The organism is Plantactinospora veratri (assembly GCF_036421995.1).
Lineage (GTDB): Bacteria > Actinomycetota > Actinomycetes > Mycobacteriales > Micromonosporaceae > Plantactinospora > Plantactinospora veratri.
In genome coordinates this window covers 16930-38052 of sequence record NZ_JAZGQL010000024.1, presented here as the reverse complement: position 1 = coordinate 38052, position 21123 = coordinate 16930, and the positions used below count along the sequence as shown (strand labels likewise).

Genomic DNA, 21123 nt, shown 5'->3' with positions numbered 1-21123 from the left:
ACGTCACTTCTCGGAGCCGCCCACCCGGGCGTCCCGGGCCGCCGCCATCTTGCTCGGCAGACCCCACAACTGCACGAAGCCCTTGGCCAGGGACTGGTCGAAGGTGTCGCCGGTGTCGTAGGTGGCCAGGCCGAAGTCGTAGAGGCTCGCCTCGGAGCGCCGGCCGGTCACCACGGCCCGGCCGCCGTGCAGGGCCAGCCGGACCTCGCCGGAGACGTGCGTCTGGGTGTCGTCGATGAACGCGTCCAGCGCGTGCTTCAGCGGCGAGAACCAGAGACCGTCGTAGACCAGCTCGCCCCAGCGCTGGTCGACACCCTTCTTGAACCGGGCCACGTCCCGCTCCACGGTGACGTTCTCCAGCTCCTGGTGCGCGGTGATCAGCGCGATCGCGCCCGGCGCCTCGTACACCTCGCGGCTCTTGATGCCGACCAGCCGGTCCTCGACCATGTCGAGCCGGCCCACGCCCTGGGCACCGGCCCGCCGGTTCAGCTCCAGGATCGCCTGGTACGGGGTGACGGTCTCGCCGTCGATCGCCACCGGTACCCCGGCGTCGAAGGTGATCACGACGTGGTCCGGGTCGCGCGGCTCCGCCGGATTGGCGGTGTAGGAGTAGACGTCCTCGATCGGGGCGTTCCAGATGTCCTCCAGGAACCCGGTCTCCACCGCCCGGCCCCACAGGTTCTGGTCGATCGAGTACGGCGACTTGCGCGTGACGTCGATCGGCAGCCCCTTCTCCTCGGCGTACGCGATCGCCTTGTCCCGGGTCCAGGCGTAGTCCCGGGCCGGCGCGATCACCTTGAGGTCGGGGGCGAGGGCGCCGAGGCCGGCCTCGAAACGGACCTGGTCGTTGCCCTTGCCGGTGCAGCCGTGCGACACGATCGTGCCGCCGTAGTGCTTCGCAGCCTCGACCAGGTGCTTGACGATCAGCGGCCGGGACAGCGCGGAGACCAGCGGATAGCGGTCCATGTAGAGCGCGTTGGCCCGCATCGCCGGGATGCAGTAGTCGGCCGCGAACTCCTCGCGGGCGTCCACCACCACCGACTCGACGGCGCCGCAGTCCAGGGCCCGCTGGCGGATCGCGGCCATGTCCTCGCCGCCCTGCCCGACGTCGATCGCCACCGCGATCACCTCGGCGCCGGTCTGCTCGGCCAGGTACGGGATGGCGACCGAGGTGTCCAGGCCCCCGGAGTACGCCAGTACGACGCGCTCGCTCATGGTGTGGTGCTCCCTTCAGCATGTTCTTCCCGGGCGGCCCAGGCGGAGAGCTTCTCCCCCAGTGCCGCGCCACCGGTGGCCTCCCGGGCCACGACGAAAATGGTGTCGTCGCCGGCGATGGTGCCGACGACCTCCGGCAGCCCCGCCCGGTCCAGCGCGCTGGCCAGGTACTGGGCGGCACCGGGTGGGGTACGCAGCACGGCGATGTTGCCGCTGGAGTCGACCCCGTTGAGCAGTTCGCGGAGCAGCCGGACCAGCCGGGCCGGCGCCTGCTCGGCGTCCCGCAGCGGCCGCTTGCCGTCCTCCGGGATGAGGTAGACGGCCGGTCCGTCGCCGCCGCGCACCTTGACCGCGCCCAGCTCGTCCAGGTCGCGGGAGAGGGTGGCCTGGGTGACCTGCACCCCTCCGGCGGCGAGCAGGTCGGCCAGCTCGGTCTGCGAGCGGATCTCCCGCTCGCGGATCAGGTCGACGATCCGGGCGTGCCGGGCGGCCCTGGTCAGCGGTCCGGTCATGCCGACTCGCCGACCACGGAGGCGATGATCGAGGCCGCCGACGGCTCGCCCTCCGGCTGGGCCGCCACCGCGCCGGCAGCGACCCGCTCCTCGGCGTGCCGGTCCAGCAGCCAGGCGAGCAGCGCCTTCTGGGCGTGCAGCCGGTTCTCCGCCTGGTCGAAGACCACGCTCCGGGGGCCGTCGAGCACCTCGTCGGTGATCTCCTCGCCCCGGTGCGCCGGCAGGCAGTGCAGCACCACGACCTCCGGCGCGGCACCGGCCAGCAGGTTCTTGCCGACCTGGTACGGCTGGAAGGCGGTGAACCGGTCCCGGCCGTCGCCCTCCTGCCCCATCGAGGTCCAGGTGTCGGTGGCGACCACGTCGGCTCCGGCCACCGCCTCGACCGGGTCGCGCAGCACGCGTACCGAACCGCCGGTGCCGGCGGCGATCTCGGCGGCCCGCTCCAGTACCGCCGGATCGGGTTCGTGGCCGGCCGGGCCGGCGACCCGGACGTGCATCCCGGCGGTCGCCCCGCCGAGCAGGTACGAGTGCGCCATGTTGTTGGCCGCGTCCCCGAGGTACGCCAGGGTCCGGCCGGCGGTGCCACCACAGTGTTCCCGGACGGTGAGCAGGTCGGCCAGGAGCTGGCAGGGGTGGAAGCCGTCGGTCAGCCCGTTCACCACCGGCACCGTCGCGCCCTCGGCGAGCTGGGCGATCCGGTCGTCACCGAAGGTACGCAGCACGATGGCGGCGACGTACCGGGACAGCACCCGGGCGGCGTCGGCCACCGACTCGCCCCGGCCGAAGTGCGTGACCTGGGTGTCCACCACGATCGGGTGGCCGCCCAACTCGGCGATGCCGACATCGAAGGAGAGCCGGGTACGCAGGCTCGGCTTGTCGAAGAGCACCGCGACCGCCCGGGGGCCGGCGAGCGGGCGTACGGCGTAGCGATCCGACTTCATCCGGGCGGCGAGGTCGAGCACCGCGGACTGCTCGGCCGGGCTGAGGTCGTCGTCACGCAGGAAGTGCCGGGGCATCAGTGTCCACCTCCGGTTCCGTCGGCGGCGGCCGGGACCGCCGTCTCCCCCGGTGCCGAAGCTGCCGCGTCCCCCGATGCCGGCTCCGCCGCGTCCGACCGGGCCGGCTCCGCCGCGTCCAGGGCCGCCGGCAGGGCGGCGAGGAAGGCGTCGGCCTGGTCCAGCCCGAGGATCAGCGGCGGGGCGAGCCGGATCGTCGCCGGCTGCACCGGGTTGGTGAGGAAGCCGGCGTCCCGCAGCACCCCGGCGGTCGCGGCGGCGGCCGGCGCCCGCAGCACGATTCCGAGCAGCAGCCCGGCGCCGCGCACCTGCGCCACCAGCGGGTGGTTCAGCGCCTCCACTCCGCGCCGGAGCCGCTCACCGACCCGCTTCACGTGGTCGAGCAACCCCTCGTTGGCGATGGTGGAGATGACGGCGAGTGCGGCGGCGCAGCTCACCGGGTTGCCGCCGAAGGTGGTGCCGTGCAGGCCCGGTCGGAGCAGTTCGGCGGCCCTGCCGAAGGCCAGGCAGGCGCCGATCGGCAGCCCGCCGCCGAGCCCCTTGGCCAGGGTCACCAGGTCCGGCTCGATGCCGTCGGCCTGGTGCGCGAACCAGTGCCCGGTACGCCCGATGCCGGTCTGCACCTCGTCCAGCGCCAGCAGCGCACCGTGCTCTGCGGTGATCCGCCGGGCCTCGGCGATGTAACCGGGCGGCGGCACGACGACGCCGTTCTCGCCCTGGATCGGTTCCAGGATCACCATCGCGGTCTCGTCGCCGACCGCCGAGGCCAGCGCCTCGACGTCGCCGTACGGGACGTGGGTCACCTCGCCGGGCAGCGGGCGGAACGGGTCGGCCTTGGCCGGCTGGCCGGTGAGCGCCAGCGCGCCCATCGTCCGGCCGTGGAAGCCGCCCTCGGTGGCGACCACGTGGGTGCGGCCGGTGAGCCGGGACAGCTTGAACGCGGCCTCGTTCGCCTCCGCGCCGGAGTTGGCGAAGAAGACCCGACCGGCCCGGCCGGCCAGCGCCAGCAGCAGTTCGGCCAGCGCCACCGGTGGTTCGGCGACGAAGAGGTTGGAGACGTGCCCGAGGGTGGCGACCTGCCGGGAGACCGCCTCGACCACCGCCGGATGGGCGTGCCCGAGCGCGTTGACCGCGATGCCGCCGACCAGGTCGACGTACTCCCGGCCGGCCTCGTCGACCACGACCGCGCCGCTGCCCCGGACCAGCGCGAGCTGCGGGGTCCCGTAGTTGTCCATCATGGACTGCGTCCAGCGGTCGACCAGGGTCGAGGTCATGACGGGACCGCCCCGGAATCGGGTACCACCATCGTGCCGAATCCTTCCGACGTGAAAACTTCCAGCAGGGTCGAGTGCGCCACCCGCCCGTCCACCACGTGCGCCGCCGGCACCCCGCCGCTGACCGCCCGCAGGCAGGCCTCCATCTTCGGCACCATCCCCGACTCCAGCTTCGGCAGCAGTTCGGCGAGCTGACCGGTGGTGATCTCCGAGACCAGGCTGTCGGTGTCCGGCCAGTCCGCGTAGAGCCCGGGTACGTCGGTGAGCACCACCAGCTTGCGGGCCTCCAGTGCCACGGCCAGCGCGGCGGCGGCGGTGTCGGCGTTGAGGTTGTGCAGCACGCCGTCGGTGTCCGGCGCGACGGTGGAGATCACCGGGATCCGGCCGGCGGAGATCAGGTCGGCCACCGCCGAGGCGTTCACCTCGTCCACGTCGCCGACCTGGCCGATGTCGACCGGTTCGCCGTCCACGTACGCCGGTCGGCGTACCGCGGTGAAGAGCCTCGCGTCCTCGCCGGAGAGGCCGACCGCGTACGGGCCGTACTCGTTGATCAGCCCGACCAGTTCCCGGCCGACCTGGCCGACCAGCACCATCCGGACCACGTCCATCGCCTCGGGCGTGGTCACCCGCAGCCCGCCCTTGAACTCGCTGGTGATGCCGAGCCGGCGCAGCATGGCGGAGATCTGCGGCCCGCCGCCGTGCACCACCACCGGCTTCAGCCCGGCGTAGCGCAGGAAGACCATGTCGGCGGCGAACGCGCGCTGCAACTCCGGCTCGATCATGGCGTTGCCGCCGTACTTCACCACCACGGTGGAGCCGGAGAAGCGGGCCAGCCAGGGCAGCGCCTCGATCAGGGTGGCGGCCTTCGACTGCGCCTCGGTCAGGTCCCGGGTCAACATCACGGCCGTGCCCGCGTTCCGTTCGCGACCGCGGGACTCCGCTCCGCTGCGTTCCTCGCGCTCACGTCGAGCCTGCTTCCGTTCGCGACTGCGGGACTCCGCTCCGCTGCGTTCCTCGCGCTCACGTCGAGTACGCCGAGTTCTCGTGCACGTACGCGTGCGACAGGTCGTTGGTCCAGATGGTGGCCTCGGCCGGGCCGGCGTGCAGGTCGATCCGGATGGTCACCTGCCGGCCGGTGAGGTCGACCTTGCTCCGGTCCTCGGCGGCGGCGCCGGACCGGCAGACCCAGACGCCGTTGACCGCCACGTCGATGTCGTCCGGGGAGAAGGCGGCGGCGGTGGTGCCGACGGCGGCGAGGATCCGGCCCCAGTTCGGGTCGTTGCCGAAGAGCGCGGTCTTGACCAGGTTGTTCCGGGCGACCGCACGGCCGACCTCGACCGCGTCGTCCTCGCTCGCCGCCCCGACCACCTCGATCGCGACCTCCTTGCTGGCCCCCTCGGCGTCGGCCACCAGTTGCCGGGCCAGGTCGCGGCAGGCCGCGGTGACCGCGGCGGTCAGCTCGGCCTGGCTCGGCGCGATCCCGGAGGCGCCGCTGGCCAGCAGCAGCACGGTGTCGTTGGTGGAGAGGCAGCCGTCCGAGTCGACCCGCTCGAAGCTGACCCGGCAGGCTTCCCGGAGCGCCTCGTCGAGCACGGCCGGCCCGGCGATGGCGTCGGTGGTGACCACGCAGAGCATGGTGGCCAGGGCGGGCGCGAGCATGCCGGCGCCCTTGGCCATCCCGCCGACCGTCCAGCCGGTGCCGGCGACCACGGTCGTCTTGGGCCGGGTGTCGGTGGTCATGATCGCCTCGGCCGCCGCCGCCCCGCCGTCGGTGGTCAGCCCGGCCACCGCCGCGTCCACGCCAGGCAGCAGCCGCTGCATCGGCAGCCGCTCGCCGATCAGCCCGGTCGAGCAGACCGCGACCTCGCCGGCGCCGACCTCCGGCCCGTCGTCGGTGGCTCCGGAGAGCGCGGCAGCGGCGTGTTCGGCGGTGGCGTGGGTGTCCTGGAAGCCCGGCGCCCCGGTGCAGGCGTTGGCGCCACCGGAGTTGAGCACCACGGCCCGGACCAGTCCGGTCGTGAGCACCTGCTGGCTCCAGAGCACCGGTGCCGCCTTGATCCGGTTGGCGGTGAAGACCCCGGCCGCCGCGGCGTCCGGGCCGTCGTTGACCACCAGCGCGACGTCCCGGGCGTCGTCGGACTTGAGTCCGGCCGCCACGCCGGCCGCCCGGAATCCCCGGGGTGCGGTGACGCTCATGCCAACCCTCCCTCGTTGTCGCGTACTTTCCCCACCTCTGACGTCCGGTGACTCACGGCGCGACCCCGTGCGCGGAGAGGCCGGTGGTCTCCGGAAGCCCGAGCATCAGGTTGGCGCACTGCACCGCCTGGCCGGCGGCGCCCTTGCCGAGGTTGTCGATCGCGCTGACCACGATCAGCCGACCGGAGTCGACGTCGACGGTCGCCTGCAGGTGGCAGGAGTTGCCGCCCAGCGTGGCAGCCGTGTGCGGCCACTGGCCCTCGGGCAGGAGGTGCACGAACGGCGCGTCCGCGTACGTCTGCGCCAGCACCGCGCGGGGGTCGGCCGGGGTGTCGCCGACCGGCAGCGCGGTGACGGTGGCCAGGATGCCACGTGGCATCGGGGCCAGCACCGGGGTGAAGGAGAGGCCGGTCGCCCCGCTGGCCTGCTTGATCTCCGGCACGTGCTGGTGCGCGCCGACCTTGTAGGGCGAGAGGTCACCCATCACCTCGCTGCCGAGCAGGTGCGGCTTGGCGGACCGGCCGGCTCCGGAGGTGCCGGAGGCGGCGACCACCACCACGTCGTGCGGGGCGGCCACCCCGGCGGCGAGCAGCGGAGCCAGGGCGAGGATGGTGGCCACCGCGTAGCAGCCGGTGGCGGCGACCCGGGTGGCGCCGGCGATTACCGCCCGCTGGCCGGGCAGCTCGGGCAGGCCGTAGGTCCAGGCACCGGCGTGGTTGCCGCCGTAGTAGCGGGTCCAGGCGGCGGCGTCGGTGAGCCGGTGGTCCGCACCCAGGTCCACCAGGCGGACGCCGTCCGGCAGGGCCGCGGCCAGCGCCGCCGACTCGCCGTGCGGCAGGGCCAGGAAGACCAGGTCCGCGTCGGCGAGCACCGCCGGTTCGGTCCGGCCGAACACCAGGTCGAGGCCGGTGAGTTGCGGATGTACGGCGGCGACCGGCTGGCCGGCCTGGCTGTGCGCGGTGGCGGCGACGAGATCGAGTTCGGGGTGCCCGGCGATCAGCCGGAGCAGTTCGCCGCCCGCGTAGCCACTGGCCCCGGCGACCGCGACTCGAATTCCCATGCCCACCTCCGCATTTCTATGCAGAGGTACGCTAACAGCCTCCCCGCAGGAGTGCAAGTCTATGCGGAAGACTGAATGATCTTTCGAGCATCGGAACCGGGTCCCGCGCTCGCCCGACCGGTCCGCTATCGACGACCGTCAGCGCACCCGCCCGCCAGCCCGAACGCCGGCCGGGAGGGGCCTCAGTCGCAGATTTCGTCGAACTCCTGCCGGACCTCCTCGAACGCCGTGTCGAACTCGGCGAGCTTCGGCCCGAGTGTGGCGGCCGGCTCCCTAGAGTCGATCTTGGCGGCCTCGATCGTGTCGACCAGGCGCTGGATCGCGCCCCGCACGTCACCCTCCGCCGACTCCGCCACCTTCGCCAACTCGGGCCGCATGGCTTCGATCTGGGCGGCCCGGGCCTCCTCCGCCGAGCCGCGCAGGCCGTGGAACTGGCCGAGCACGCTCCGGGCGTCGTCACAGGCCTGCGGCGAGGTGTTCACCCCCGCCCCGCGACAGCCACCGGCAAGCAGCAGGACCAGCAGCACGCCGCACCCGAGCGCGCGCCGTCGACGACTTTCCACCCCGTACCTCCAAAGTCGTGTGCGAGGCAGATCCTTCAGCATCCTTCGTGGAATGTCCATTCGTCGATGTCATGGCCGCCGATCGGCGGAGCCTGGCCCGCGCACCGGCCCGGCGGGCTCCGGCCGCAGCCGCCGGAGTTGCCAGATCGCCAGCAGCACCAGTCCGACGCCGACGCCGGCCCACACCCCGGCCGCGAAGGGGGTGGAGCGCCGCTCGGTCAGGATCCCGAGGGCGGGGCGGGCGACCGCGATACCGATCCCGGCCAGGCTGGCGACCACCCCGAAGACCAGGGCGCGGACCCGGCGCGAGGTGACCTCGTTGGTGAGTACCTCCAGCACGGTCATGCCGAGCGCGTAGCCGAAGCCCATCACCGGCAGGAACAGGAACGGGCCGAGCCACTCCACCTGGCTGACCGCGACCAGGGTGGCGAGGACGAGCAGGAACGACACGGCCAGCGCGAGCCGGCGACGGGGCACCGAGACATATCCGGCCAGCAGGCCGCCGAGCACCGAGGCGGCGGCGAAGGCGGCGTACATCCAACCGGTGACCTGGGCGGAAAGCCCCAGTTCCAGGGCCAGCGGCTGGAACAGGATCCGGGCGCTCCAGCCGAAGAGCAGCAGTAGCACCCCCAGCCACACGGCCTGGCGCAGCCGTGCGTCGGCCGCCGCGGTCCGGATGTCGGCGAAGACCCCGGACAGCGAGCTGGCGACCCGGGACCCGGAGATCTCCGGCAGGCTCAGGGCGAGCAGGAATGCCAGCGCGGCCAGGCCGGCGGTGACGGTGAACGGCAGCGTCGGGTCCGCCTGGTACAGGTAGCCGGCGGCGAGCAGCGAGAGGAGTACCGAGCCGCTGCCGACCGCCCGGATCAACCCGAAGGCCCGGGCCGGACTGATCTCCAACTCGTCCTGTAGGCAGAGCTCGTAGAGGTAGGCGCTGGCCGCCCCGGAGGTGAGCGCCCAGAGTACGGCCCAGAGCACCCAGGCGGCGAAGAGCATCTGCACGGTACGGACCTGGGAGATCGCCGCGAACGTCAGCACCGCTCCTCCGGCCAGGGTCAGGTACGCCCGGCGGCGCCCGATCCGGTCCGCGAGGACACCCACCGGAAACTCGCAGGCGACCGAGACGATCCGGAACACCCCGTCGGCCAGTACCGCGGTCGCCAGCGGGAAGCCGAGGTCGAGCAGGTAGATCAGCCAGATCGGAAACCAGAACTGGACCTCCAGCAGGAAGTGCGTGACCGCGAAGGTACGGATCGCCCGGCTGCGCAGCGCCTGCCTCATCCGGCCGGGGCACCTTGCCCGGTGAGCGCCCCGGCGGCGCGTACTCCGACGGAACTCATGCGCTGCGGTCCCGCCGGAAGAACAGGTACACGATGACCAGCAGCGCGGAGACCACCCCGGAGGTGACCAGGATCGCGTCGGCCGGTTGCGAGGCGACCCAGGCGACCAGGGAGGAGCGGCCGAGGTCGTAGACGGCCATCTCCGGATCGCTGGCGATCGACCGGCCGAACTCGGTGACCGCGAGTGCCGTACCGAGGATCGACGTCATGGCGATGCCGAGCAGGATCAGGTCGGTGAACATCGCGGACCGGGCCGTACGCCGGGCGGCGAGTTCGGCCAGCCGCCGGCCACAGAGATCGATCTTGAAGAGTACCGGCTGCTCCAGGAGTTTCTCGTAGTCCCAGAAGTCGAGGATCGCGTCCATCTCGACCCGTACCGCCCGCTTGAGGTACTTCGACAGGTCCTGGCGCTCCATGATGATCAACTCGGCCCGCTGGCTCAGCCCGGTCAGCTTCCCCTTGAGCTGCTCCAACTCCCAGCGGGAGCCGGCCGCGGCCGAGTCGGCGAGGATCTTCGACAGCCGGGCGTCGATCCGCTCCAGCACCCCGTAGAACACCTGGGCGTAGCGCAGCGCCTCCCACTGGTCCCGGAACGGGTCACCGGGCAGCATCCGGGCACCCGCACCGGTCCGGTCCAGGAAGAGGTAGTTCAGCCAGCGGACCAGGTGGTCGAGGTCGCCGTCGAGCAGCCGGTCCGCCGGGGGCCGCTGGTCGTCGGCGATGACGACGTCCTTGACCCAGTGCCGGGTCATCTCCTCGGCGCCCGGCGCGGACGGGTCGACCACCAGGCTCCGGGTGACCCAGAGCGTCTCGCCGAACTCCGCCGTCACCGGATCGTCCGCCGGGGTGGCCGCCCGCAGCACCTCCTCGTCCCGGTCCGCCTCGCGCAGCAGCGCGAGGACCGGATCGAGGTACCGCCGGACGATCTCCCGGGCCGTCTGCTCACCCAACTCCACCGCCCGGGCCTGCAACCCGTCGAGCCGGGCCGGCAGCGGGCCGGTCTGCCCGGCCAGCCACGGGTCCACCTCGGCCAGCATCTCCAGCAGCATCAGCCCGTGGTCGTAGAGCCGAAAGCTGATCTCCACCGTTCCCGCCCACAGCAGGTCACCGGGTCGCTGCGTCAGGTGCTCGGGGCGGAGCCGGCCGGTCAGCACGTGCAGCGTCCGCTCGGCCGCGTGTTCGCTGATGCTGCGATAGAGGTTGAGCGAACTGCGCGGCCGGGTGTGCTTGAGCACCACCGTCGGCGGCGGTCCGGCGACCTCCGCCGGGCCCCGCGCCGCCAGCCGGGGCAGCAGCGCGTCGAGGGCCGGCTGCCGCTCGGCCCAGAACCGCGCGTGCGCACCTGGATCCCGCAGCGCCGCTCCGGGTACGGCGTAGAAGTCGACGACCACCGGGGCGAGGATCCGCAGCTGGGTCACCGGCCCCCCGTTCCCAGCCGCAGCGCCCGGGCGTCGACGTGCAGCACCCGCCCCTGCGCCGGCCCGTTGGTCAGTTTCACCTCGACCAGGATCGGCCCCGGGCTCGGGCCGGCCCGGGCGACGAACTCCGCCGGCCAGTCGAGCACCCGCGCCCGGGTCCCCTGCGGGGCGAGCAGCACCAGGTTGCCGCGCTCGTCCCGCAACTCGACCAGTCCGGTGTCGCCGACCGGGTCGAGGGTGACCTCCCGTTGCGCGGACGGGTTGAGGTCGGCGACGATCTCCGCGTACTCCTCGCTGCCGCGCAGCTCCGCGAGCACCCGGTTGAACTCCCGCATCACGGTGGCCGACTCGGCGTTGTCGGCCATCATGAAATAGAGCCCCTCGACGGAGTGCAACAGCGGGTCGTCGCCCTGGAGGTGGCCGAAGTCGCCGACGTCGCCGGCGAACGAGGGGTCGGCCAGCGCCGCCCGGCCGGGAAGCAGCCCCTCGGCGAGCAGGTCGATGCGGCCGGCGGCCAGCGCCCGGAAACCCTCCAGTGTGGACGGGAACTCCACGAAGTCGCCGACCGCGGACTCCAGCTCGTCCCAGTAGTCGTACCCGGTGATGCCGCCGACCCGCAGCGCGCCCAGCTCGGCGGCGGACGAGACCTTCGGCTGACCGGCCCGGCGATCGTAGAAGAGCACGTACTCGAAGTCGACCAGCGGGTCCGACAGCAGCAGGTTCGCCCGCCGGGACGCGCTGCCCACCAGCGGGAACATCCCGACGGTGGCGCCGGAGCGGACCTGCTCCTCGGCCAACGACCAGGAGGTGTACCTGATCTCGGGACGGTAGCCGGAGCGGTTCAGCACCTCCACCACCAGCTCGGTGACCGGGCCACCCTCGGGCAGCTCCGGCCCGACGAACGGGGCCCAGGCGCCGCTGGAGACGAGTACCGGCCGGGCGGGCGAGGTGGGCGACGGGCGCAGCCCCGCCACCACGTACGCCCCGGCCCCGGCCACCACCAGCAGCAGGGCGAGCACCGGCCCCCAGATCCGGAGCGGCTTGAGCAGGACGGACCACCTGGTCGGGTTCGGCGTCACGATCGATCTTCCTATCCGGACGGTGACGCCCGGTACGGGCACGGCACGGCGTACCCGCAAGACGTCTTCCGCAGGACCGTAGGGTACAAGATCCGCGAAACCGGACGGGGCCGCTGCGCCACGCCCGGCCCCGCACCCCGGCCGTCGTAAACGGGTCGTGGCCGCCGCGCCGAAGCGCGACGGCCACAAAGCCACCATCCGATCTGGACCGCCCGGGTCAGGCGCCCCGGAGCACCGCTCCGAACCGGCGGGCCGCCTCGGCCACCGCCGCGTCCCGGGCGGCCACCGCCTCCTCGCCGGTCAGCGTCCGGTCCGGCGCCCGGAACACCAGCTTGTACGCCAGCGACCGGCGCCCCTGCCCCAACTGCTCGGAGGAGTAGACGTCGAAGAGCCGGACCGACTCCAGCAGCTCTCCGGCGCCCTCGGCCAGCGCCCGGCCCACCTCGTCGGCCGGCACCTCGGCGTCCAGCACCAGTGCCACGTCGATCAGCGCGGGCGGGTAGCCGGAGATCCGGGGCGCCGGCGCCACCGGGGCGGGCGGCAACGCATCCAGGTCGAGTTCGAGGGCGCTGGTCCGGGGCGGCAGGTCCAGCTCGGCCAGTACCGCCGGATGCAGTTCCCCGGCGTGCCCGACGAGCACGTCGTCGACCCGGAACTCGGCGCACCGGCCGGGGTGCCAGGGCGCGTACCCGGCCTGCCGGACCACCACCCGATCGCCGTCGATCCCGGCGGCGGCCAGCACGATCCGGCCCGTCTCCACGGCGTCCGCCCAGCCGGCCGGGCGTCCGGCACCCCACCAGCCGGCCGGCTCGACCTCGCCGGTGAGCACCGCGGCGACCCGCCACGGCTGGTCCGGCAGCACGGCGTCGGCGGCCCGGAACTCCTCGTCGCTCGGCCGATGCTCCACCCCCATCGCGGGCGGCGGACCGGTCCGGGGCCGGGGCAGGAAGACCATCCCGATCTCGTAGAGCGCCACGTCGCGGTGGCCCCGGCCGAGGTTGCGGCGCAGGGTGCCGAGCAGGGTGCCGAGCAGCATGGTCCGCATCAGCGGCTCGGTGTCGGCCAGCGGGTTGGCCAGCCGCACCGCCGTACGGCGCGGGTCGTCGGCGGGCAGGCCGAGCCGGTCGGCCAGCTCGACGGAGACGAACGGCGGGGAGAGCACCTCGACGAAGCCGCTCTCGGCGAGGGTACGGCTCACCGAGCGGCGTCGCCGCTGCTCCGGGGTCAGCCCCCGGCCGGGCGGGGCGACCGGCAGCACCGACGGCACGTGTTCGTAGCCGTCCAGCCGGATCACCTCCTCGACCAGGTCCGCCGGGTCGGTGAGGTCCGGCCGCCAGCTCGGCGGGGTCACCACCAGGGTCTCCGGACCGCTGGCGTGCCGCCCCCCGTTGCCGTTGCCGGCCCGCCCGTCGCCGACGGCCACCGCGCAGCCGACCCGCTCCAGCAGCGCCACCGTCCGGGCCGGCTCGTACGGCACCCCGGCGCGCCGGGCCGGCAGGTCCACGTCGATCACGATCCGGTTCGGCGCCCTGACATGGTCGACGTCGAGCACCTCGGCACCGGCGGTGCCGCCGCCGTACCTGGTGAGCAGCTCGACCGCCCGCTCCAGGGCGACCAGCGGCAGCGCCGGGTCGACGCCCCGCTCCCAGCGCTTGGCGGCCTCGCTGAAGAGCCGGTGCCGGCGGGCCGTCCGGCCGACCACCACCGGGTCCCAGTGCGCCGCCTCGAAGAGCACGTCGACGGTGCTGTCGGCGACCTCGCTGGTCTCGCCGCCCATCACCGCGGCCAGCGAGATGGGCACCCCGCCGTCGCCGGCCACCGATCCGGGCAGGCCGGCGTCGCAGATCACCAGGTCCTCCGGGTCGAGCGCCCGGTCGACCCCGTCCAGGGTGGTCAGCCGCTCCCCCGGCACCGCGCGGCGGACCACCAGCTCGCCCCGGAGCGCGCCCAGGTCGAAGGCGTGCATCGGCTGGCCCAGCTCCAGCATCAGGTAGTTGGTGATGTCCACCGGCAGCGAGATGGTCCGGATCCCGGCGTGGGTCAGCCGCTGCCGCATCCACTTCGGTGACTCGGCGGCCGGGTCGATCCCCCGGACCACCCGCGCGGCGAACCGGTCGCAGCCGACGGTGTCCAGCACCCGGACCGGGTACGCCGGCTCCGGGGTGGCACCGGGCGCGGCGGCCAGCCCCGGGTCCCGGAACGGTACGTCGAAGGCGTGCGCCAGCTCCCGGGCGAGGCCGCGTACGGACATCGCGTACCCCCGGTCCGGGGTGATCTCGACCTCGACGACCACGTCGTCGAGCCCGACCACCGGCCGCGCGTCGTCACCGGGCTTGGCCGGCACGTCCTCGGGCAGCACCAGGATGCCCGCGTGGTCGTCGCCGATGCCCAGCTCCCGCACCGAGCAGATCATCCCGTTGGAGTTGCGCCCGTACGTCTTCCGGGCCCCGATCGCGAACCCGCCGGGGAGTACCCCGCCGGGCAGGATCACCACGACCCGGTCGCCGACGGCGAAGTTGGTCGCCCCGCAGACGATCTCCTGCGGCTCGCCGGTGCCGTTCGCGGCGCCGACGTCGACCCGGCAGAACCGGATCGGCTTCTTGAACCCGGTCAGCTCCTCGATCTCCAGTACCTCGCCGACCACCAGCGAGCCGGTGACGGTGCTCCGCAGGTCCACGATGGACTCGACCTCGATGCCGAGGTTGACCAGCGCCTGGTCCAGCTCCTCGGGGCTCAGCTCGGCGGGCAGGTCGACGTGCTCGCGCAGCCAGGAAACAGGAATTCGCATGACTCAGACCACCGCATCCGTCACGTCGTCGGGCAGGACCACGTCGTTCGTCATCCCGATCACACCTCCACCCCGAACGCGCGGGTGAACCGCACGTCGCCCTCGGCCATGTCCCGCATGTCGCCGATGCCGTGCCGGAACATCAGCGTCCGCTCGATGCCCATCCCGAAGGCGAATCCGGAGTAGACGTCCGGGTCGATGCCGCAGGCCCGCAGTACCCGGGGGTTGACCATGCCGCAGCCACCCCACTCGACCCAGCGCGGGCCGTCCCGGTGCTGGGCGAACCAGACGTCGAACTCGCCGCTCGGCTCGGTGAACGGGAAGTAGTGCGGGCGCCAGCGGGTCCGCGCCTCGGCGCCGAACATCGCCTTGGCCAGGTGGTCCAGGGTGCCGCGCAGGTGCGCCATGGTGATCCCCTCGTCCACCACCAGCCCCTCGACCTGGTGGAAGACCGGGCTGTGCGTGGCGTCCAGCTCGTCGGTCCGGTAGACCCGGCCGGGGCAGACGACGTAGATCGGGGGCTTGCGGGCCAGCATGGTCCGGGCCTGCACCGGAGAGGTGTGCGTGCGCAGCACCATCCCCGGCGCGTCGAGGTAGAAGGTGTCCATGGTGCCCCGGGCCGGGTGGTCCGGGGGGATGTTCAACGCGTCGAAGTTGGTCCACTCCAGCTCGATCTCGGGCCCCTCGGCGATCTCGTAGCCCATTCCGACGAAGAGGTCGCCGATCCGCTCGGAGAGCGTGCTGATCGGGTGCCGGGCGCCGCGCGGCCGCCGGTCGTAGGGGAGGGTGACGTCCACCCGCTCCTCGGCGAGGATCCGCTCGGCCTGGGCCGCCTGGACGACCGCCAGCCGCTGCGCGTAGGCGGACTCGATCGACCGGCGGGCCTCGTTGACCCGCTTGCCGGCGTCGGACTTCGCGGCCGGCGGCAGTGCGCCGATCTCCCGGCGGGCCAGCGAGACCGGCGCCCGGTCACCGAGGTGCGCCCGGCGCAGCTCGGCCAGCCCGTCCGGATCGGTGGCGGCGTCGAACGCGGCCGTCGCGTCGGCCACCGCCGCCGCCAGCGCCTCCGGGTCGAGCAGGGCGACCTGCTTCGGGTCGTACGGGTCGTTGCGATACGTCATGGCGTGCGGCTACTCCCTCTGCGTCGCGGGCGGTGGTCCCGCTGCCTCCACGTCGAATGTCCCGTCGCGTCGCGGAATGCCCGCGCACCGGCGACGCCGTGGACAGGTCGGTGAACCTCGGTCGACCTCCCCGTGCGGTCCGTCGTGGCCCGAGGTGCGGCTCGGGGCGCCGGCGCCGTGCCGAACAGGTCGGAAGGTTCGGTGGGCGGCCCTTGCGGGCGGCCCACAGAGTCTACGGACGGGCGGCTGGGCCGCAGCCCGCCGGTGGGAGGGTACGCAGGGAGGAGAAGAGGTCAGCCCTGCCGCCCGCCGGCACCGGCGGGCTGGCTAAACGAGTGGCGTCGCGCGTCGCGGACGCACCACTGCGCGGACTCGGTCATCAGGTCGACAACTCCCTGGTCGGTTCTGCTGCCCCGGGGTCCATTATGCGCTCTCCGGCGCGGCGTGCGGGGCCCCGGGCCGCAGGGCTCTGGCCGAAGCGTACAGGCAGACCGCGGCGGCGGCAGCCAGGTTAAGGCTCTCGGCCCGGCCGTGCAGCGGTACCCGCACCCGGGCGTCGGCGGCGTCGGCCAGCTCCGCCGGCAGGCCGTGCGCCTCGGAGCCGAAGAGCCAGGCGGTCGGCCGGGCCAGGCCACCGGAGTCGGCGAGATCGTCCAGGTCGGTCTCGCCGTAGCCGGAGGCGGCCAGCACGGTCAGCCCGGCCGCCCGCAGCTCAGCGACCACCTCGGCCGGATCCGGAGCCCGGACGACGTCGAGGTGGAAGAGGCTGCCGGCCGACGACCGCACGCACTTGCCGTTGTACGGGTCGACCGCGTCCCCGGCGAAGACCACCGCACCCGCCCCGGCGGCGTCGGCGGTGCGCAGCACCGTACCGGCGTTGCCCGGGTCACGGATCTCGGCCAGCGCGGCGACCAGCCGGGGGCGCCGCGCAAGGGCGGTGTCGATCGACACGTCGAGCCGGGCGCAGACCGCGACGATCCCCTGCGGGGCAACCGTCTCGGTCAGCGCCGCGAGCGCCTCCTCGGTCACCCCGGAGACGGGTACTCCGGCTCGGGCGGCGGTGCCGGCGAGGTCGGCGTACCGGTCGAGCCCGGCCGGGGTGCCGAAGAGTTCGACCAGTACGCCCGGCGCGGCCAGCGCCTCCCGGACCGCCTGCGGACCCTCGGCCAGGAACCGGCCCGTGGTGTCACGCTCCCGGCGCCGGTGCAGCCGCCGGGCGGCGACGATCCTCGGGGTACGCGGGGTGAAGAGCGGCTGCTCCGGTGCCCGGACATGGTCGAGGCGTCCCACCTGTGGATTTACCGACATGCGGGACGCCTCGATCGGGTGTCGCGGGGTGGTCAGGCGGCCTGGGCCGACGCGCCACCGGTGCCCTCGGCCGCCACGGCGGCGCGGGCGACCTCGACGATGGCCGCGAAGGCCGTCGGGTCGTTGACGGCGAGGTCGGCCAGGATCTTGCGGTCCACCTCGACGCCGGCCAACTTCAGCCCCTGGATGAGCCGGTTGTAGGTCATCCCGTTGGCGCGGGCCGCCGCGTTGATCCGGGTGATCCAGAGCTGCCGGAAGTCGCCCTTGCGGTCGCGCCGGTCCCGGTAGGCGTACTGCATCGAGTGCAGCACCTGCTCCTTGGCCTTGCGGTAGAGCCGGGACCGCTGGCCACGGTAGCCGCTGGCGGTCTCCAGCAGCGTACGGCGCTTCTTCTGGGCGTTCACTGACCGCTTGACGCGTGCCATCTCAACTACTCCTTCAGGTCAAGGGGCGCGCGTCAGCGGGCCAGCAACTTCTTGATTCGCTTGAAATCGGCCTTGGCCACCTCGACGGTGCCGGTGAGCCGGCGGGTCCGGGTGGAGGACTTCTTCTCCAGGTTGTGGCGGAGGCCGGCCTGCTGGGCGACGATCTTGCCCCTGCCGGTCACCTTGACCCGCTTGCCCATCCCGGTGTGGCTCTTCATCTTCGGCATCTTGGTGCGTCTCTCCCCTGTTACTCGCCGGTCGTCCCGGCGGGTTCGGCCTCGGCGGGCGATGCTCCGGCGGCCGGTGGTGCCTCGGCGGCACTGGCTGCCTCCCGCTCGCGCGCGGAGCCCGTCCTGGCCGCCGTGGCGGCCGTGGCGGACGCCTTGACGGCCCGGTGCGGAGCCAGGACCATGATCATGTTACGGCCGTCCTGCTTCGGAGCGGCCTCGACGTATCCCAGTTCCGAGATCTCCGATTCGAGTCGGCGCAGGAGCCGGTAACCCAGCTCCGGTCGGCTCTGTTCGCGACCGCGGAACATGATCGTCACCTTGACCTTGTCGCCCGCCTTCAGGAACCGCACCACGTGACCCTTCTTGGTCTCGTAGTCGTGCGGATCGATCTTCGGGCGGAGCTTCATCTCCTTGATGACGGTCTGTTGCTGGTTACGCCTGGCTTCGCGCGCCTTGAGTGCGGACTCGTACTTGTATTTGCCGAAGTCCATGAGCTTGCACACCGGCGGGCGCGCCATGGGCGCAACCTCGACCAGGTCCAGGTCGACGTCCGCGGCCAGCTGGAGGGCGCGCTCCAGTGGGACGATGCCCACCTGCTCGCCCTCAGGGCCGACCAGTCGGACCTCACGTGCCCGGATCTGCTCGTTCACGCGTGGCTCGACGCTGATGGGGCCTCCTCGTGGTGATCCTCACCGGCCGCGCGTCAGCGGTGGCCGGCCTAACGTCTTCGACCAGAAGCAGAAAGGCCCCGGCAGATGCCAGGGCCTGCTCGACCGGCCTGCGGCGATCGACGATCGCACGCCCGGATCGGCAAAGCCGAACCGGTGACCGGACCCGGCCACCAGTTGACGGTGACTCGGGTGGGAGCAGGCGCTCCGCTTCTCGACTGCCTGTGGACGAACCCAGACAGTGGTCGACTCGTAAAGACTAGCAGGTCAGCCCGGAGGACGCCAAAACGGGCACGCCGGAGACGGCGGGTGCCCGGCGGATGATCAGTCCGCCGCCGGCTGCCCCTGGGCGACCCCGGATTCCGGCTGTGCCGGCCGTGGCGCCCGGTGCGCGGCGTCCCGCTGTGGCTGCTGGTGCGCGGCGTCCTGTGGCTGCTGGTGCGCGGCGTGCAGGGCGCGCAGCGCACGTACCCCGTCCACCGCCAGCTCCCGGTCCACCACCTGGAGGGCCAGCACCGGGATCAGCTCGTCGTCGTGCAGCTCCAGGCTGGCCCAGGCCGAGCCCCGGTCGAAGCGCACCCCCCGGACCACCTCCCAGGGCAGGTCGTAGCCGCGGAAGACGTTGCGCACCCGGACCCCCCGGGCGTCCGCCTCCACCCGGGGCCGGGTGAAGAGCAGCACCACGAAACCGCCCAGCACCCCCAGCCCGGTCATGGCGAGCTGGTCACCGCGCTGGAAGGTGGCCGCCCCGGACCCGGTCGAGCCGTGCAGGCCGATACTGAGCAGGGCGAACATCACCACCAGCGCGGGGGCGAGGATCCAGCAGACCACCCGGATGCGTCGCGGACGCACGGAGACGGTGCCGGCATCACGGGCGACGGCGGACTCGATCACGCGGTCCAGTCTGCCACCCGGCGCCCGGCCGGCGACTGCCAGCCCGGATGATCCGACGGAGCCGGGACCCGGCCGTGGCCGGAGTCAGGTGGCCGCCGGGGTACCCCGGGCCGCGCGGCCGGAGACGAGGACCGCGAGCAGGGTCAACACCGCCCCGACCAGCACCGCCAGGCTCGCACCGGGTCCACCCGGCCGCAGGTCGAGCAGGAGCGCCCCGCCCAGCTGCCCGGCGACCAGGGCCAGGCCGGTACGGAGCAGCCCCATCGACCGGATGCCGACCAGCAGCGCGACGGTGATGGTGACCCCGAGCGGCCCGCCGACGTACAGGTACCACTCGTCGGGCCAGCCGGTGGCGCCGAGTTGGGCCAGCGCACCGGTCACCGCCGCCACCGGCAACATCGCCACGCTGCTCACCGCGAAGTTGACCGCAGTGGCGGAGGCGGGATTGGCGACGATGGAGATCCGGCCGTTCAACGCACCCTGGACGGCGACCAGCACCCCGCACACGACGCCGAGCAGTACCAGCCCCACCGCCAGGTCGCCGACCGGCCGGCCGAACTGGGCCAGCGCCACCGCCGCGATCCCGAGCAGCGCACCCGCCACCCGGGACCGGGTCAGACCCATCCGGCCCGCCGGAGCCAGCCCGGTCCGGTCGACGGCGAGCCCGCCGCCGCTGTTCCCGGCCACCTGGGCGATGGTGTAGACCGCCACCCCGAGTACCGGCACGATGTACGTCGCCGCGACGATGAAGAACGCCCCGCACAGCCCACCCAGGTACGTCCACCAGGGCAGCCCGGTCCGGCGCAGCACCGCGAGGCCGGACCGCATCGACGGCAGTACGAGCAGGCCGAGCAGGACCAGCGCCACTCCCCCGGCGTTGTTGACCAGCGCGCCGATGATCGGATGACCGGTCCGCTCGCCCATCTCGGCGTTGGCCAGGCTCTGTGCGGCCGACCCCACCCCGGCGAGCACGGTCAGCCCGATCGCGGCCCAGCCCGGCAGTACCTTCACCAGCGACACACCCCGTCCACCCGACCCCGCCCGGCGCTACCGTCGACGGCCGGAGGACCGTCGACCGGTCGGGCGGCACGGAACGGCCGGCCCACAGGGTCGCGGCCAAGCCTCACAGCGGAGGACCGCCGGTGTCTGTGACCGGGATCGCTCGCCCGGCGTGACCTCGGCGGCAGTGCCGGTCACCGGCCCCGGACCTGCGGATCTGCGGTCGGGGCTTCAGTGCGCCGGTTGGTACCGGCGGCGCAGGAACGCCCAGAGTCCGCCCTCCTCGAGGAGGACCAGCTCCCACCCCCGGCTCTCCAGGAGTTCCACCGCCGAGAACATCCGGTCCAGCAGCTCCACGATCGCCGGGGTGGTGCCGTACATCGCCCGGGCGGTGGAGTTGCCGGGGAAGCCGAGTCGGATGTAGCGCAGCGGGTAGGCGTCCAGGTTCACCCGTCCCTGGAGGATGTCGTCGACGAAGAAGGCGCGGGTCGGGCGGCTCGGAACGGGGTAGCTCACCGGGGAAGGGTATCGACAGCCGGCAACGGACATCCGGGTCGGCCGCGGCGGGACCGGCCCGGCGGCGACAATCATCCGGTGGCGAAAGACAAGGCCCGCCGGGCGGGCGGTGCGCGGTCCGCCCGGCAGTGCGCGTGTGGCTTGCCGGCGGCGTACGAGGAGTGCTGCGGCGCCCTGCACCGGGGCGCTACGGTCGCGGCGACCGCCGAGGCGCTGATGCGGTCGCGGTTCAGCGCGTACGCGGTCGGCGACGCCGACTACCTGCTCCGGACGTGGCACCCGGAGACCCGACCGGTCCGGCTGGCGCTGGACCCGGCGCTTCGCTGGACCCGGCTCGACATCCTCGACACCGACCGGGGCGGCCTGCTCGACAGCACCGGCACCGTCGAGTTCCGGGCACACTACCGGCGGTCGGGCCGCCCCGGTGAGCTGCACGAGCGCAGCCGGTTCGGTCGTGCCGACGGCGAGTGGCGCTATCTCGACGCCGGCTAGCCGACCGGC

At 73.2% G+C, this 21123-nt stretch carries 20 protein-coding genes and 1 pseudogene; 1 reads left to right on the top strand and 20 read right to left on the bottom strand.

The window, feature by feature from the left end; genetic code table 11:
* Nucleotides 1-3 precede the first annotated feature (3 nt).
* The 20 genes and pseudogenes from V1634_RS25955 to V1634_RS25860 form a co-directional block, all read right to left on the bottom strand.
* Nucleotides 4-1215, bottom strand: a complete 1212-nt coding sequence (locus V1634_RS25955) for an argininosuccinate synthase (protein WP_331210506.1) — start codon at nucleotides 1213-1215, stop codon at nucleotides 4-6.
* Nucleotides 1212-1727, bottom strand: coding sequence for an arginine repressor (locus V1634_RS25950; protein ID WP_331210505.1), 516 nt, complete (start codon nucleotides 1725-1727; stop codon nucleotides 1212-1214). Before V1634_RS25950 ends, V1634_RS25955 begins: the two co-directional genes overlap by 4 nt.
* On the bottom strand, nucleotides 1724-2743 hold the full coding sequence (gene argF / locus V1634_RS25945; RefSeq protein WP_331210504.1) for an ornithine carbamoyltransferase: 1020 nt from the start codon (nucleotides 2741-2743) through the stop codon (nucleotides 1724-1726). Before argF ends, V1634_RS25950 begins: the two co-directional genes overlap by 4 nt.
* A complete protein-coding gene (locus V1634_RS25940; RefSeq protein WP_331210503.1) occupies nucleotides 2743-4017 on the bottom strand; it encodes an acetylornithine transaminase in 1275 nt (424 codons plus the stop codon). Before V1634_RS25940 ends, argF begins: the two co-directional genes overlap by 1 nt.
* The gene (argB, locus tag V1634_RS25935) at nucleotides 4014-4919 is read right to left on the bottom strand and encodes an acetylglutamate kinase (RefSeq protein ID WP_331210502.1); all 906 of its coding nucleotides are present in this window, start codon (nucleotides 4917-4919) and stop codon (nucleotides 4014-4016) included. The genes V1634_RS25940 and argB overlap by 4 nt, the downstream gene beginning before the upstream one ends.
* Nucleotides 4920-5037: 118 nt before the next feature.
* Complete coding sequence (gene argJ / locus V1634_RS25930) at nucleotides 5038-6213, bottom strand: bifunctional glutamate N-acetyltransferase/amino-acid acetyltransferase ArgJ (RefSeq protein ID WP_331210501.1); 1176 nt, start codon at nucleotides 6211-6213, stop codon at nucleotides 5038-5040.
* A 52-nt stretch (nucleotides 6214-6265) separates the two neighbouring features.
* Nucleotides 6266-7273 (bottom strand): N-acetyl-gamma-glutamyl-phosphate reductase, encoded by a 1008-nt coding sequence (gene argC / locus V1634_RS25925; RefSeq protein ID WP_331210500.1) that lies wholly within the window; start codon nucleotides 7271-7273, stop codon nucleotides 6266-6268.
* A 182-nt stretch (nucleotides 7274-7455) separates the two neighbouring features.
* Nucleotides 7456-7836 carry a hypothetical protein gene (locus V1634_RS25920; protein ID WP_331210499.1) on the bottom strand — a complete coding sequence of 127 codons (381 nt, stop codon included), beginning with the start codon at nucleotides 7834-7836 and terminating at the stop codon, nucleotides 7456-7458.
* 69 nt (nucleotides 7837-7905) lie between these two features.
* Complete coding sequence (locus V1634_RS25915) at nucleotides 7906-9117, bottom strand: MFS transporter (protein ID WP_331210498.1); 1212 nt, start codon at nucleotides 9115-9117, stop codon at nucleotides 7906-7908.
* A gap of 55 nt (nucleotides 9118-9172) precedes the next feature.
* The gene (locus V1634_RS25910) at nucleotides 9173-10594 is read right to left on the bottom strand and encodes a hypothetical protein (protein ID WP_331210497.1); all 1422 of its coding nucleotides are present in this window, start codon (nucleotides 10592-10594) and stop codon (nucleotides 9173-9175) included.
* Nucleotides 10591-11673, bottom strand: coding sequence for a substrate-binding periplasmic protein (locus V1634_RS25905; protein ID WP_331210496.1), 1083 nt, complete (start codon nucleotides 11671-11673; stop codon nucleotides 10591-10593). The genes V1634_RS25910 and V1634_RS25905 overlap by 4 nt, the downstream gene beginning before the upstream one ends.
* A gap of 217 nt (nucleotides 11674-11890) precedes the next feature.
* Nucleotides 11891-14461 (bottom strand): phenylalanine--tRNA ligase subunit beta, encoded by a 2571-nt coding sequence (gene pheT / locus V1634_RS25900; protein WP_331210495.1) that lies wholly within the window; start codon nucleotides 14459-14461, stop codon nucleotides 11891-11893.
* A 59-nt stretch (nucleotides 14462-14520) separates the two neighbouring features.
* Nucleotides 14521-15582, bottom strand: a complete 1062-nt coding sequence (locus V1634_RS25895; RefSeq protein ID WP_331210494.1) for a phenylalanine--tRNA ligase subunit alpha — start codon at nucleotides 15580-15582, stop codon at nucleotides 14521-14523.
* Between the two features lie 423 nt (nucleotides 15583-16005).
* Nucleotides 16006-16890 (bottom strand): TrmH family RNA methyltransferase, encoded by an 885-nt coding sequence (locus V1634_RS25890; RefSeq protein ID WP_331210493.1) that lies wholly within the window; start codon nucleotides 16888-16890, stop codon nucleotides 16006-16008.
* 32 nt (nucleotides 16891-16922) lie between these two features.
* Nucleotides 16923-17315: a 50S ribosomal protein L20 gene (gene rplT, locus V1634_RS25885; protein WP_101366673.1), complete on the bottom strand. Its 393-nt coding sequence runs from the start codon at nucleotides 17313-17315 to the stop codon at nucleotides 16923-16925.
* 32 nt (nucleotides 17316-17347) lie between these two features.
* Nucleotides 17348-17542 carry a 50S ribosomal protein L35 gene (rpmI, locus tag V1634_RS25880; protein ID WP_331210492.1) on the bottom strand — a complete coding sequence of 65 codons (195 nt, stop codon included), beginning with the start codon at nucleotides 17540-17542 and terminating at the stop codon, nucleotides 17348-17350.
* 20 nt (nucleotides 17543-17562) lie between these two features.
* Nucleotides 17563-18195, bottom strand: coding sequence for a translation initiation factor IF-3 (gene infC, locus V1634_RS25875; protein WP_331210491.1), 633 nt, complete (start codon nucleotides 18193-18195; stop codon nucleotides 17563-17565).
* Nucleotides 18196-18651: 456 nt separating this feature from the next.
* A pseudogene (locus tag V1634_RS25870) lies at nucleotides 18652-19104 on the bottom strand (PH domain-containing protein); the annotation flags it as partial.
* A gap of 87 nt (nucleotides 19105-19191) precedes the next feature.
* Nucleotides 19192-20118 carry a DMT family transporter gene (locus V1634_RS25865; protein ID WP_331210489.1) on the bottom strand — a complete coding sequence of 309 codons (927 nt, stop codon included), beginning with the start codon at nucleotides 20116-20118 and terminating at the stop codon, nucleotides 19192-19194.
* 219 nt (nucleotides 20119-20337) lie between these two features.
* Nucleotides 20338-20622, bottom strand: coding sequence for a hypothetical protein (locus V1634_RS25860; protein WP_331210488.1), 285 nt, complete (start codon nucleotides 20620-20622; stop codon nucleotides 20338-20340).
* Between the two features lie 78 nt (nucleotides 20623-20700).
* Between V1634_RS25860 and V1634_RS25855 the strand changes: the two genes are divergently transcribed.
* The gene (locus V1634_RS25855; RefSeq protein WP_407951855.1) at nucleotides 20701-21114 is read left to right on the top strand and encodes a YchJ family protein; all 414 of its coding nucleotides are present in this window, start codon (nucleotides 20701-20703) and stop codon (nucleotides 21112-21114) included.
* The last annotated feature ends 9 nt before the right edge of the window (nucleotides 21115-21123 follow it).

Coding starts and splice junctions, on each gene's coding strand:
- V1634_RS25895 (WP_331210494.1), bottom strand. CDS start 15,582: ATGACGTATCGCAACGACCCGTACGACCCGAAGCAGGTCGCCCTGCTC.
- V1634_RS25915 (WP_331210498.1), bottom strand. CDS start 9,117: ATGAGGCAGGCGCTGCGCAGCCGGGCGATCCGTACCTTCGCGGTCACG.
- V1634_RS25950 (WP_331210505.1), bottom strand. CDS start 1,727: ATGACCGGACCGCTGACCAGGGCCGCCCGGCACGCCCGGATCGTCGAC.
- rpmI (WP_331210492.1), bottom strand. CDS start 17,542: ATGCCGAAGATGAAGAGCCACACCGGGATGGGCAAGCGGGTCAAGGTG.
- V1634_RS25955 (WP_331210506.1), bottom strand. CDS start 1,215: ATGAGCGAGCGCGTCGTACTGGCGTACTCCGGGGGCCTGGACACCTCG.
- rplT (WP_101366673.1), bottom strand. CDS start 17,315: ATGGCACGCGTCAAGCGGTCAGTGAACGCCCAGAAGAAGCGCCGTACG.
- argJ (WP_331210501.1), bottom strand. CDS start 6,213: ATGAGCGTCACCGCACCCCGGGGATTCCGGGCGGCCGGCGTGGCGGCC.
- argC (WP_331210500.1), bottom strand. CDS start 7,273: ATGGGAATTCGAGTCGCGGTCGCCGGGGCCAGTGGCTACGCGGGCGGC.
- V1634_RS25940 (WP_331210503.1), bottom strand. CDS start 4,017: ATGACCTCGACCCTGGTCGACCGCTGGACGCAGTCCATGATGGACAAC.
- argF (WP_331210504.1), bottom strand. CDS start 2,743: ATGCCCCGGCACTTCCTGCGTGACGACGACCTCAGCCCGGCCGAGCAG.
- V1634_RS25890 (WP_331210493.1), bottom strand. CDS start 16,890: ATGTCGGTAAATCCACAGGTGGGACGCCTCGACCATGTCCGGGCACCG.
- pheT (WP_331210495.1), bottom strand. CDS start 14,461: ATGCGAATTCCTGTTTCCTGGCTGCGCGAGCACGTCGACCTGCCCGCC.